Source organism: Acinetobacter sp. ANC 4470 (assembly GCF_002135335.1).
In the GTDB taxonomy this organism is placed as follows: domain Bacteria; phylum Pseudomonadota; class Gammaproteobacteria; order Pseudomonadales; family Moraxellaceae; genus Acinetobacter.
Map to the genome: position 1 here is coordinate 25,655 of NZ_NEGC01000011.1, position 12,546 is coordinate 38,200.

The following is a 12,546-nucleotide window of genomic DNA, read 5'->3' on the forward strand; positions in this document are numbered from 1 at the left end:
CTAAGCGGGTTTTTTCTTCTTTTCTAATGCTGAATTAGCACTTTAATTGCTCTTGATTGCGATTTTCATTTGCCGTTCCATAAATTACTCGCCATTATTTCTGTTCTTGTTTAAAATAATGGCAATAATAATTTTTGATTGCCTGACAAATAGTTAAGGCAGAAATTGTTAATGGAGTATTTCCCATGAAAGGCAATCGTGATGTAATTAATCAGTTAAATCAGGTGCTATTTCACCATTTAACCGCTATTAACCAATATTTCCTCCATTCACGTATGTTTAATGACTGGGGAATCGAACAACTGGGTTCTGCGGAATACAAAGAATCGATCCACCAAATGAAACATGCAGATAAAATTATTGAACGTATTTTATTTTTAGAAGGTTTACCGAATTTACAACATTTAGGTAAATTATATATTGGTCAACACACCATTGAAGTGCTCAATTGTGATGTGCGTAAAGTCAAAGAAAATATTGAAACATTACAAAAAACCGTCAGCTTAGCGGAACAAGAACTGGATTATGTGACCCGTGATCTTTTGCAAGAAATTTTAGAAAAAGAAGAAGCATACTGGGACTGGACCACAGCTCAACTTGATTTGGTTGAAAAAGTGGGTATCGAAAACTATATTCAAAGCCAGATCTAGGGCGTTTCCTTATTTGGTTTGTGCCAGATAAACAAACAAGCCAAGAATAACATAGACTTATAATTGCGAGTTAACTTATCAAAACGAGTTGCAATACCACGAAAATGCTTTCAGTGGGCAAACGCATTTTCAACTAGATGTCTTAAGCGATAAAGATTATGATCAAATTCTATATTGGGTTTGTTACTATTAGACTTTCTTGGAATAATAGGAATTAGCTTATTCTTCCGAGCGACCTCACGAATCTGCTCTGAATCATAAGCTTTATCTGCGACCAAATAATCTGCTTCACCGACCAACTCAATCAATTGACTCGCAACTTGACTGTCGTGGACTTCCCCCCCAGTGATTTCAAAATCAGTCAGATGTCCATGCGCATCGACAGCAAGGTGAATCTTTGTAGCCGCTACACTTCTTGATGTTCCAATTGCTCTAGCTTCACCACGCCGAGCTCCACTTGCATGTTGATGCTCGCGAATGTAGCTTCCGTCAATTAAGCTCCATTCTGTATCCAATATGCCTCGTAATTTAAAAAAAATTCTCCCATAATCCTTTGCTGGCCCAACGATTAAAGCGGTTGTATGCTGTTTGCCATGGGCAAAAATCATTAGGAATATCACGCCAAGGAGCACCTGTTCGAAGTTTCCATAAGATGGCTTCCATAATGTCTTTGCTATTGCGTGAACGGTAGCAGCCATAAAATTGCATGGTTTGTTGGATTTTCACCCAAATTTCATCAGTTATGACTCTACGCGACATGTTCGAAAACTTCATTTGGACAGGGAGATCAGCTATTTTAGTCGAATAATTTAAAGTGATGAATATGTATACTTCAAATGAGGACACGCCCTAGTACATATTTCAATCACACAAAATATATCAACAGGACTGTTCGAATTAAGCCCTTCTGCGATATAAATTCCACTCATACTATGATGATACCAAGTATATTTTTGCTTTCTGCTGCATTAGCATTAAAATAAAGCATAGATTAGAATTGTGGAGTTGTAATGCAATACCGTTGCCCAAAATGCCAAAGCCCTAAAATTATACCTGTTGCACAAGCTGACGGACCAACGACTCGACCTGTCGTCCCTAAAAGCTTAGTCTTTTTAATCTCTGCTATTTTCATCTTATTGCTGCTGGTACTAATCAGTATTGCCATGTGGATTTTTGGTGATGGTGCAGGAACCACCTTGCAAGCTGCAACAGTGGTTGTATTTATATTGTGCTTAATTTTGGGCTTCCTATTTTATCGTGATTTGCCCGATTTTAAAATTTCTATGCAAGGTTTTATGCAATCACAAAAGAAATGGAAATGTCGTGAATGTGATCACGAATGGGAAATTTAAAATAAAATCAATTTTCACATCAGCCCCATGTTCAACCTAGGTGCTGATGTGAATGCTCATCATGTAAATGTTCCTTGTGACCTTTATTGGGCTGACAATGTGACTGTGCAAGACATTCATCATTTTCAATCTGTAGTGTCATTTCCGTGATGCCATGCTCATGGCTTAATATTTCCAATGCCTCGCGATAAAGCACATTATGATCTGCCTGAGGTGCATACAAATGTACAGTCAAATGCACATTTTTTGAGGTAATTGCCCAAACTTTAAGTTGGTGAATACTTTCTACATCTTGTAAGTTCAAAAGATCATTGCGTAATTTTTCAATATCAATTTCTTCAGGTACACCTTCAAGCAAAATATTGATACTTTGTTTAAGCAAAATCCATGTTCTTGGTAACACCCAAAAACCAATCAGCACCGCAATTAAAGTATCGACCCACATCCAGTGGGTAAAATAAATCACTACTGCGCCAATAATCACGCCAACCGATCCAACTGCATCACTTAGAACCTCTAGATAAGCCCCTTTAATATTTAGGCTATCTTTGGAACTGGAAAATAAAATGCGCATTGAAATCAGGTTAATGACTAAGCCAATTGCTGCAACAATCATCATGCCTAAGCTTTGGATTTCTGGCGGATGTGAAAAGCGCTGATAAGCTTCATATAAAATATACATCGCCACCACAAACAGCATAGAGGCATTAAATAGCGCTGCTAAAATCTCGAACCGCTGATAACCAAAGGTTCGTTTATCATCTGCTGGAAGTTTGCCAATTTTAATCGCCACCAACGCAATCGCCAAAGCTGCTGCGTCAGTAAACATATGTGCAGCATCAGACAGTAATGCCAAGCTTTGAGTGATAAAACCAGCAATTACTTCAACAATTAAAAACGTCGTGGTCAGTGCCAGAGCAAAGGTTAGTTTTTTTGCATTGTCTTCAGTCACAACAGCATGACTATGATCATGTCCATGAGGGCTACTCATTACTCACCTCTTATTGTTTCATTGATTTTTTTTAAATTTCAATTCTTCTACTCTTAAATTCATTATTGATAATCATTACTATTATCAATTAAATCCATTCCTCGATATACTTGCTTGCATGAAATTCCATTATCCCATGAAACTGCACAAGAAATATTCAGGAAGCTACTGATGAAAAAATATTTAGTTTTGGCTTTACTCGCCTGCTCGTATAGCCAAGCGCATGAACCCTATATTGCACCCTTAAGTTACCTGACTGCAAATACACAAATTGCGATGTTCAGTGGCTACGCAGAAGAAGCATTAAATGCTGAATATGCATTGAAAGATGTTCAGTTTAGCGTGACTCAACCCAATCAGAGCCAAATCAGTATTCAAGCGCAAAGTCAGTTGCAATCGGTGACTGCATTCGATCTCAAATTAGCTGAAAAAGGTACTTATACGGTTTATGGTAAAACGTCTTATCCAATTCAGTATGTAAAACATAATCAACAGTGGAAAATTTTTGCAGATGTTGCTGCGGATAAAGTCCCTGCACTGAGTGAACGTGACTATGCTATTCCAAGTGACTTTAAAGGAAAAATACCAAAGAAGATCGACACTATTCGCGAGTGGAGCATTCAAAGTTATATCAGTAAAGAAACCACGTCGCCAATTGCAGCGACTCCAGCACCGATTCAAGTCACCTTTCAAACCCACCCGAATGAAATTGTGGCTGGGCAACCTGTTCAGATTCAATTACACAAAGCAGGTAAAGCACTTGCCCATGCAGAAGTACTGATTCGCGCGCAAGGGACGACCGATAAACAGGCGCAAACGGTGGCTGTAAATCCCAATGGAACAGCGACACTCACTTTTCCAAATGCAGGGAGCTATTTACTGGAAGTCAGTGAAAAAATGGACAGTAAAAGCACGCCCCAAAATCAGTATTACACCATTATCAGCTTAGGGGTTAAAACGCCTGCTGCTTAATATATAAAACAAAGGATGAATAGCCCACAAAAAAACCAGCCCTTAGGCTGGTTTTTTAATTTAAAACTGAAGATTAACCGCCAATTTTTTTGTATTTAGAACGCTTTTGTACACCAGTATCACCTAAACGTGACTGACGGTATGCTTCATATTCAGCATAGTTACCCGCGTAGAATTCAGGTTGATCGTTTTCAAATGACAAGATGTGCGTTGCAATACGGTCTAGGAACCAACGGTCATGCGATACCACCATCACTGTACCTGGGAATACAAGAATTGCATCCTCAAGTGCACGTAAAGTTTCGATATCCAAGTCGTTCGATGGCTCATCCAGTAAGATAACGTTTGCGCCCATTTGTAGGATTTTCGCAAGTTGTAAACGGTTACGCTCACCACCTGACAATTCACCCACACGTTTTTGCTGATCTTGACCTTTGAAGTTAAAACGACCGATATAGGCACGCGATGCGATTTCGTAATCACCAATACGTAAGATATCTAAACCGCCAGAAATTTCTTCCCAAACCGTTTTCTTATCATCTAAGGTGTCACGCAACTGACCGACATAAGCAACTTTAACCGAGTCGCCCAATGTTACCGTACCGGTATCTGGTTGTTGTTCGCCTGTCATCATACGGAATAGTGTGGTTTTACCCGCACCATTCGGCCCCACAATACCCACAATCGCAGTCGGTGGAACAGAGAAGGTTAAGTTCTCATACAATAAACGACCATCAAACGATTTACTGATGCCTTCAACATCTACCACCTTGTTCCCCAAACGTGGGCCAGGTGGAATATAGATTTCTGAAGTTTCATTACGTTGTTGGAATTCTTTAGAGTTAAGCTCTTCAAAACGTTCCATACGCGCTTTGTTTTTCTTTTGCTGACCTTTAGCATTTGAACGAACCCATTCAAGTTCTTTTTTCAATGCTTTAGCAAAAGATTCTTCTTGCTTGTTCTCTTGCTCTAAACGGGCATTTTTCTGTTCCAACCAATTGGTATAGTTACCTTGGTAAGGAATACCCATGCCACGGTCAAGCTCCAGAATCCACTCGGCCACGTTATCCAAGAAATAACGGTCATGCGTAATTGCCACGATTGTACCGGCAAAGTCTTTCAAGAAACGTTCTAACCAAGTGACAGATTCTGCATCCAAATGGTTGGTCGGTTCATCAAGAAGCAACATGTCTGGCTTAGACAAAAGCAGACGACACAGTGCAACACGGCGACGTTCACCACCTGAAAGCAAGTTTACATCGGCATCCCAAGCAGGAAGGTTCAATGCAGCTGCGGCTTGATCCATTTGGTTGCTTAAGTTATGTGCATCCCAAGAATGAATGATCGACTCTAATTTTTCTTGCTCTTTTGCAAGGGCATCAAAGTCAGCATCTTCAGCAGCATATTCAGCAAATACTTCGTCCAAACGCGCCAAAGCATCAAGCGGTTCACGCAAACCATCTTCAACGTTACCACGAACATCTTTATTTGGATCTAATGGTGGTTCTTGCTCAAGATAGCCGATTTTAATACCCGGTTGAGCACGTGCTTCACCTGAGAAATCTTTATCTACGCCAGCCATAATACGAAGCAAGGTAGATTTACCTGCACCGTTTAAACCAAGTACACCAATTTTTGCACCTGGGAAAAATGATAAAGAGATGTCTTTTAAGATTTCGCGCTTAGGCGGAACCATCTTCGACACACGGTTCATCGTGTAAATATATTGGGCCACGTAGGACTCCTCTATAGAAAAAGCAACATTCGCACAATCTCAATAACATTATGCGAACAAATATTCGGGGCATTATACGATGAAAGCAGCGAAAAAATAAGGCATAGCGTGCATCTTCAATAGAATGTTACAACTCGAGGTATGTTTATTTTTTAAACACATTCAGACTTGCTTAATTTCTTTCAGCATATTTTGAAAAAACAGTATTGATATAAGTATTTAAGATAACAATTTCATTTAAATATCACTTTGATTCATATACAGGAATGCTAAACTCGATCCATATTTAACTCACGCAGATGATGTAAACATGACCTATAAAGATGAAACGCTCGCCATTCATGCAGGCTATAGCCCAGACCCAACAACAAAAGCGGTGGCGGTGCCTATTTATCAAACCACATCGTATGCCTTTGACAGTACACAACATGGGGCTGATTTATTTGATTTAAAGGTTCAGGGCAATATCTATACCCGTATTATGAACCCCACCACCGCTGTTTTAGAACAACGTTTGGCTGCGCTTGAAGGTGGGATTGGAGCTTTGGCTTTAGCCTCAGGTATGGCAGCAATTACTTATTCTATTCAGACCATTGCTGAAGCTGGTGACAATATTGCCTCTGTTTCAACCTTATATGGTGGTACATACAACTTATTCGCGCATACTTTACCAAAACAAGGCATTGAAGTGCGTTTCTTTGACTATCAAGATCCAGAAGCGCTGCGTGGCTTAATTGATGATAAAACCAAACTAGTCTTTGTCGAATCGATTGGCAATCCACTGGGTAATATTATCGACTTAGAAGCCATTGCAAAAATTGCCCATGAATATGGCGTACCAGTGATTGTCGATAATACCGTTGCCACACCTGCCCTACTCAAACCTTTTGAACATGGGGCAGACATTGTGGTGCATTCACTGACCAAATATATTGGCGGTCATGGTAACTCGATTGGCGGTGCCATTGTGGATAGTGGCAAGTTCCTGTGGGGTAAATATCCTGAGCGTTTTAAAGTGTTGAATACACCTGATCCAAGTTACCACGGCGTGAACTACGTTGAAGCCTTAGGTGAAGCCGCTTACATCGCACGCGCCCGTGTAGTGCCTTTACGCAATACCGGTGCAGCCATTAGCCCACTCAGCGTATTTTTAATCCTGCAAGGTTTAGAAACCTTGAATTTGCGTATGGAACGTCATACTGAAAATGCGCAGAAAGTGGCTGAATATTTACAGCAACATCCCAAAGTACAATGGGTCAACTATGCGGGTCTAAAAGATCACCCACAGCATGCTTTGGCACAAAAATATGTCAAAGGCAAGCCCTCTGCAATCTTATCTTTTGGGGTGCAAGACGGTTTAGCGGGCGGCACACGTTTTATTGATGCGCTGCAATTATTTACCCGTTTAGTCAATATTGGCGATGCCAAAAGTTTAGCTTGCCACCCAGCCACGACCACCCATCGTCAGTTGAATGAAGAAGAGTTGAAATCTGCGGGTGTCAGTATTGATATGGTTCGCTTATCGGTCGGTATTGAACACATTGAGGATTTAATTGCCGATTTAGCACAAGCACTGGCACAAGTTTAATACTTCTCATTGCGGCATATTTTTAACCTTCTTTCTGACAGGAAGAAGGTTTCTTAGCCTTTCACTTTTATATTATTTCTCTTTAATTTCATTTATGTTCTTCACCAATCAGAATGTCTATGTAATAATCCAATGACAGAGTGAACAATAATAGAGCAATTACTCTAATTACATTTATAAATTCAACAACTTATTTATAGATTTTTTTTAAACATTGGTTATTTCATGCCACATGAAACAGCTCGACTCCTCAGCATTTGAGCCAAATAATCGACTATAAAAAACATAATCTAGAATTTTGTTCTATGCAGATAAGGAAACCACAGAGTGAATTCAAAACTAGAGAAACTTTTTCAGAATAAAGTAAACGGTAAAGTCGTTTTAATCACTGGAGCATCGAGCGGGATTGGCTTAACTTCAGCACATAAACTTGCCGATGCAGGTGCGCATGTTTTATTGGTCGCGCGTACCAAAGACACATTAGACGAAGTCAAAGCAGAAATTGAAGCTAAAGGTGGAAAAGCATCCGTTTTCCCATGTGATTTAAATGATATGCAATCCATTGATGACGTATCTAAACAAATTTTAGCATCTGTTGATCATATTGATATTTTAATTAATAACGCGGGACGTTCAATTCGTCGTGCGGTGCATGAATCTTCCGATCGTTTTCATGATTTTGAACGAACTATGCAGCTCAATTACTTCGGTGCAATACGTTTAGTGATGAATATTCTGCCACAAATGATGATTCGTCGTGATGGCCATATCATTAACATCAGCTCGATTGGTGTATTGGCGAATGCAACACGTTTTTCAGCCTATGTTGCCTCTAAAGCCGCATTAGATGCTTTCAGCCGTTGTCTGTCTGCAGAAGTTCACTCACATAAAATTGCCATTACTTCAGTTTATATGCCATTGGTACGCACACCAATGATTGCACCAACTAAAATTTATAAGTACGTACCGACGTTATCGCCAGAACAAGCAGCTGACTTAATTGCTTATGCAATTGTCAAACGTCCGAAGAAAGTAGCGACTCATCTAGGTCGTTTGGCTTCTATCACCTACTCAATTGCACCAGATATCAATAATAAATTGATGTCAATTGGTTATAACTTATTCCCAAGCTCTTCAGCTTCAATCGGGGACTCACAAAAACTTAATTGGGTGCAAAAAGCATATGCACGTCTATTCCCAGGCGAGCATTGGTAAGATTGCGACAAATGAAAGCCAGTCATAAGACTGGCTTTTTTATGTTATAAACAGCTATCCTTTTTTCTTTTAGACTTTTATGCGCATTGCTGCTGTTATTTTCCAATTTTCTTGTTTTGCTTTTGCCCTGTTTCTCGGCTACCAAATCTCTAGTTCTATTTATCAACAAAATTATGAATTGATGGAAATCGTCAGTAATGTCGGTACGATTCTCATTTGTATCGATTTAGGCATATTTTTACATTTCAACAAGTCAATTGCAGCAATCAAAAGTAAAACAACGCCTCAAAAACCCCCAGTTCATGTTTCATTACTGGAAAAAATCACCCGTAAGTTGGGTCATTTGGGCATTATGCTGATTATTTGTAGCTGGATCGTGCCAAAACTCGCATAAAAAAACCTCCCATTAGGGAGGTTTTCTTTTAGCAGTTAAAGATTACTTTGAACCTTTAATCCCTGCTTGTAATAACAACGCACCTAAACCACCAATTTTTTGCTCTTGGGGTTTAGTCGATTGTGGTTTCTTCACTTGTGGACGGTCGCCTTGAGGACGTGCATTTTGCGGACGTTTCGCTTGCGGCTTACGTTCACCACGTGGTTCAGTTTGACCATTTTGCTCACGGCGTGGTTGACGCTGTGCTTTTACTGGCGCTTCTGAACCTTCAGGACGCATCGACAAATTGACACGGTTACGCTCAGCATCTATTTGTAATACACGTACTTGTACGATTTGACCTGGTTTCACCACTTTATGTGGATCCGCAACAAATTCATTCGCCAGTTCAGAAATATGCACTAAACCGTCTTGATGCACACCAACATCCACAAATGCACCAAAGTTAGTGACATTGGTAATCACACCTTCAAGCTGTAAGCCTTCAGTCAATTGTGATACCTCAGTAATGTCTTCACGGAATTTTGCCGTACGGAATTCTGGACGTGGATCACGACCCGGTTTATCCAGCTCGCTGAGTACGTCTTGAATTGTCGGCAGACCAAATTTTTCATCGGCAAAATCTTCTGCACTCACTTGGCGAATGATTTCAGAATTACCAATCATATCTTTCACTGTAGTCGCTTTGGCTGCAACAATCTTGCTGACCAAGGCATAACTTTCAGGGTGAACAGCTGAAGCATCCAGTGGTTCAGAGCCTTCTTGAATACGTAAGAAACCTGCCGCCTGTTCAAAAGTACGTTCGCCTAAACGTGGTACATTTTTCAATGCCTGACGGTTGTCAAAACGACCATGTTCTTTACGGTATTCTACAATTTGCTGCGCGATGGATTTATTTAAACCTGCGATATAACCCAAAATTGCCGCTGATGCTATATTCACATCAACCCCTACAGAGTTCACACAGTCTTCAACCACTGCTTCAAGCGTTTTCGCTAAACCCGCTTGGTTCACGTCATGTTGATATTGACCTACACCAATGGATTTCGGATCAATTTTCACCAGTTCTGCAAGCGGATCTTGTAAACGACGGGCAATGGATACTGCACCACGAATAGAAACGTCTAATTCAGGTAGTTCAGCAGATGCCAATTCAGACGCTGAATAAACTGATGCCCCTGCTTCACTCACAGAAACACGTGTCAATTTCAAATCAGGATTTTGTGTCATCATGTCTGCAACCACTGCTTCTGTTTCGCGGCTTGCAGTTCCATTACCAATGGCGACTAAATCAACATCAAACTCACGGCACAAACGTGCAAGTTCAGCAATTGAACCTGCTTTGTCTTCTTTCGGTGCAAATGGGTAAACGGTGCTATGCGCAACCACATCACCCGATGCATTGACCACAGCCAATTTAACACCAGTACGGATACCAGGGTCTACACCTAAGGTACAACGAGAGCCAGCTGGCGCTGAAAGTAATAAATGACGTAAATTTTCAGCAAATACATCCATCGCCTCAGCTTCAGCGACAAGACGTTTTTCGGTTAATAATGAATGTTCTATTTGTGGACGAATTTTACCTAACCAAAACAGTTTTGCCGTTTGTTTTAAGTAATCTGCACGCGCTTGCGGTTGAACTGAATCAAGATGATATTCAGTTTCAATCCGGCTCAGTGGCGCATCATCTTCACCATCTACTTTTAAGTTCAATACATTTTCTTGACGACCACGTAACATCGCAAGTAAACGATGTGATGGCACCTTATTAAAGTTTTCAGAAAAATCGAAGTAATCACGGAATTTTTTACCGACTTCTTTTTTCTCATCACTGGCAACTAAACTTTTAAGCACCGCTGTTTTGGCAAAAGTGGCTTTAAGTTCTGTGGTTAAAGCAATATTCTGCGCCCAGTCATCAATTAAAATATGTTGAATCGCATCAAGCTGACTTTCAACATCAGCATAATCTTCATGACTAAAACCAGCCAAAGCTTCAGTTGGATCGACTTGCTCTGCAAAGATTTTTGCCGCAATCGGCGCTAAACCCGCTTCTTTGGCTTTAAATGATTTACTGGTACGTTTTGGGCGATACGGTGCATACAGTTCTTCTAAAACATTCTTTGTTTCAGCAGCATTTACCCGCGTTAATAAATCATCTGATAATTTATTTTGTTCTTTCAGAGATTCAATCACTTTTTCTCGGCGTTCAAATAAATCGCGCAAATACGATAAACGCGTATCGAGTTGACGTAACTGCGTATCGTCTAAGCCCTGAGTTACCTCTTTACGGTAACGTGCAATAAAAGGAACGCTTGCACCTTCATCAATTAGCTTGATGGCAGCTTCTACTTGATTTGGACGTACGGCAATTTCTTTTGCTAACTGCTGAACTAAGTCAGTCATCGTGTTTGATCCTACAAGGATAAGTACTAAATGGCATGATTATAAAGACCAAGACTATAAAATCCACAATTGTTTTGATTAAATTTATAAGTGGTCAATATTGCCAATCGATGTTTTTTTAATACTTCCCTGCAAAATTAAGGGATAAGTCAATTTTTAGTCTGCATGTTTAGCAAAATCAATGACCATTTAGATGTATACATTTGGTATCTATGTCTTGATTTTATCTGCAATATTTGTTGCTTTAGAGCATAGTAAACAGATGCAAATGAATCGTATACTCAAGACTATCCAAACTTTTGTTTACGATGACAATAAAGAATAAAGGAGCACATCATGAGTTTAGTTGTACCTGCTGAAAAAACAGATCCAGTACACACCGAAACTGATCGCGTCGAACGCATTCTCGTTGTTGATGATGATGTGCGATTGCGTACCTTATTGCAGCGCTTTTTAGAAGATAAAGGCTTCGTAGTGAAAACTGCACACGATGCGACACAAATGGATCGTTTATTACAGCGTGAACTTTTCTCCCTCATCGTGCTCGACTTCATGCTTCCTGTTGAAGATGGTTTGAGTATTTGTCGCCGTTTACGTCAATCAAATATCGACACTCCCATCATTATGCTAACAGCACGTGGCAGTGATTCTGATCGCATTGCAGGACTTGAAGCCGGTGCAGATGACTACCTGCCAAAACCCTTTAATCCAAATGAACTGTTAGCACGTATTCGTGCCGTACTACGCCGTCAGGTCCGTGAAGTTCCGGGCGCGCCAAGTCAACACATGGAAGTGGTTAGTTTTGGTCCATGGTCACTGGATTTATCAACACGCACCCTGACACGTGAAGGTCAGGTGGTAACTTTAACCACAGGTGAATTCGCCGTGCTTAAAGCCTTAGTACAACATCCACGTGAACCGCTTACTCGCGACAAGCTAATGAATTTGGCGCGTGGTCGTGAATGGGGGGCTATGGAGCGTTCAATTGACGTGCAAGTGTCACGTTTACGTCGTCTGGTTGAAGAAAACCCTGCCCGTGCACGTTATATCCAAACCGTTTGGGGCGTCGGCTATGTCTTTGTTCCAGATGGCGCGGAGTAATTATTTTCACGCAATTAAATAAACTCTGTTTTTATTAATTACGTGACAACTCATTCGCAACTGTTCGAGGCAGGAGGCATCCGCAGCAAATGTTTCTGCGATGAATTTTATCAATTGCTGATATAGATCGAGTTTTGCGAAT

The 12,546-nt window shown here is 40.4% G+C and carries 10 protein-coding genes and 1 pseudogene; 7 read left to right on the plus strand and 4 right to left on the minus strand.

Annotated features, from left to right (window positions below; genetic code table 11):
* Nucleotides 1–185 precede the first annotated feature (185 nt).
* Nucleotides 186–650, plus strand: a complete 465-nt coding sequence (gene bfr / locus B9T25_RS13425; protein WP_086188917.1) for a heteropolymeric bacterioferritin subunit Bfr — start codon at nt 186–188, stop codon at nt 648–650.
* On the opposite strand, the pseudogene B9T25_RS13430 reads toward bfr, so the two are convergent.
* Nucleotides 647–1,409 (minus strand): annotated as a pseudogene (locus tag B9T25_RS13430) (IS5 family transposase). The gene bfr and the pseudogene B9T25_RS13430 overlap by 4 nt on opposite strands.
* Before the next feature lie 251 nt (nt 1,410–1,660).
* Between B9T25_RS13430 and B9T25_RS13435 the strand changes: the two are divergent.
* The gene (locus B9T25_RS13435; RefSeq protein WP_086188918.1) at nt 1,661–2,002 is read left to right on the plus strand and encodes a hypothetical protein; all 342 of its coding nucleotides are present in this window, start codon (nt 1,661–1,663) and stop codon (nt 2,000–2,002) included.
* A gap of 31 nt (nt 2,003–2,033) precedes the next feature.
* Here the strand turns inward: B9T25_RS13435 and B9T25_RS13440 are convergent, their stop codons facing one another.
* Nucleotides 2,034–2,993, minus strand: a complete 960-nt coding sequence (locus tag B9T25_RS13440) for a cation diffusion facilitator family transporter (protein ID WP_086188919.1) — start codon at nt 2,991–2,993, stop codon at nt 2,034–2,036.
* A gap of 171 nt (nt 2,994–3,164) precedes the next feature.
* Here B9T25_RS13440 and B9T25_RS13445 point away from each other — a divergent pair, with 171 nt between their 5' ends.
* A complete protein-coding gene (locus B9T25_RS13445; RefSeq protein ID WP_086188920.1) occupies nt 3,165–3,965 on the plus strand; it encodes a DUF4198 domain-containing protein in 801 nt (266 codons plus the stop codon).
* 73 nt (nt 3,966–4,038) lie between these two features.
* Here B9T25_RS13445 and ettA read toward each other — a convergent pair whose 3' ends face one another.
* Nucleotides 4,039–5,700 carry an energy-dependent translational throttle protein EttA gene (ettA, locus tag B9T25_RS13450; protein WP_086188921.1) on the minus strand — a complete coding sequence of 554 codons (1,662 nt, stop codon included), beginning with the start codon at nt 5,698–5,700 and terminating at the stop codon, nt 4,039–4,041.
* A gap of 310 nt (nt 5,701–6,010) precedes the next feature.
* On the opposite strand from ettA, the gene B9T25_RS13455 reads away from it, so the two are divergent.
* The 3 genes from B9T25_RS13455 to B9T25_RS13465 all read left to right on the plus strand — a co-directional run bounded on the left by B9T25_RS13455 (nt 6,011) and on the right by B9T25_RS13465 (nt 8,897).
* A complete protein-coding gene (locus B9T25_RS13455; protein WP_086188922.1) occupies nt 6,011–7,288 on the plus strand; it encodes an O-acetylhomoserine aminocarboxypropyltransferase/cysteine synthase family protein in 1,278 nt (425 codons plus the stop codon).
* 327 nt (nt 7,289–7,615) lie between these two features.
* On the plus strand, nt 7,616–8,503 hold the full coding sequence (locus B9T25_RS13460) for an SDR family NAD(P)-dependent oxidoreductase (RefSeq protein WP_086188923.1): 888 nt from the start codon (nt 7,616–7,618) through the stop codon (nt 8,501–8,503).
* 79 nt (nt 8,504–8,582) lie between these two features.
* Nucleotides 8,583–8,897 (plus strand): hypothetical protein, encoded by a 315-nt coding sequence (locus B9T25_RS13465; RefSeq protein WP_086188924.1) that lies wholly within the window; start codon nt 8,583–8,585, stop codon nt 8,895–8,897.
* 42 nt (nt 8,898–8,939) lie between these two features.
* Here the strand turns inward: B9T25_RS13465 and B9T25_RS13470 are convergent, their stop codons facing one another.
* Complete coding sequence (locus tag B9T25_RS13470) at nt 8,940–11,303, minus strand: Tex family protein (protein WP_086188925.1); 2,364 nt, start codon at nt 11,301–11,303, stop codon at nt 8,940–8,942.
* 336 nt (nt 11,304–11,639) lie between these two features.
* Between B9T25_RS13470 and ompR the strand changes: the two genes are divergently transcribed.
* Nucleotides 11,640–12,404: a two-component system response regulator OmpR gene (gene ompR, locus B9T25_RS13475; protein ID WP_004650626.1), complete on the plus strand. Its 765-nt coding sequence runs from the start codon at nt 11,640–11,642 to the stop codon at nt 12,402–12,404.
* The last annotated feature ends 142 nt before the right edge of the window (nt 12,405–12,546 follow it).

What these genes read in the sequence shown, in the direction of transcription:
- bfr (WP_086188917.1), top strand. Translation starts at nt 186, where the DNA reads ATGAAAGGCAATCGTGATGTAATTAATCAGTTAAATCAGGTGCTATTT.
- B9T25_RS13435 (WP_086188918.1), top strand. Translation starts at nt 1,661, where the DNA reads ATGCAATACCGTTGCCCAAAATGCCAAAGCCCTAAAATTATACCTGTT.
- B9T25_RS13440 (WP_086188919.1), bottom strand. Translation starts at nt 2,993, where the DNA reads ATGAGTAGCCCTCATGGACATGATCATAGTCATGCTGTTGTGACTGAA.
- B9T25_RS13445 (WP_086188920.1), top strand. Translation starts at nt 3,165, where the DNA reads ATGAAAAAATATTTAGTTTTGGCTTTACTCGCCTGCTCGTATAGCCAA.
- B9T25_RS13455 (WP_086188922.1), top strand. Translation starts at nt 6,011, where the DNA reads ATGACCTATAAAGATGAAACGCTCGCCATTCATGCAGGCTATAGCCCA.
- B9T25_RS13465 (WP_086188924.1), top strand. Translation starts at nt 8,583, where the DNA reads ATGCGCATTGCTGCTGTTATTTTCCAATTTTCTTGTTTTGCTTTTGCC.
- B9T25_RS13470 (WP_086188925.1), bottom strand. Translation starts at nt 11,303, where the DNA reads ATGACTGACTTAGTTCAGCAGTTAGCAAAAGAAATTGCCGTACGTCCA.
- ompR (WP_004650626.1), top strand. Translation starts at nt 11,640, where the DNA reads ATGAGTTTAGTTGTACCTGCTGAAAAAACAGATCCAGTACACACCGAA.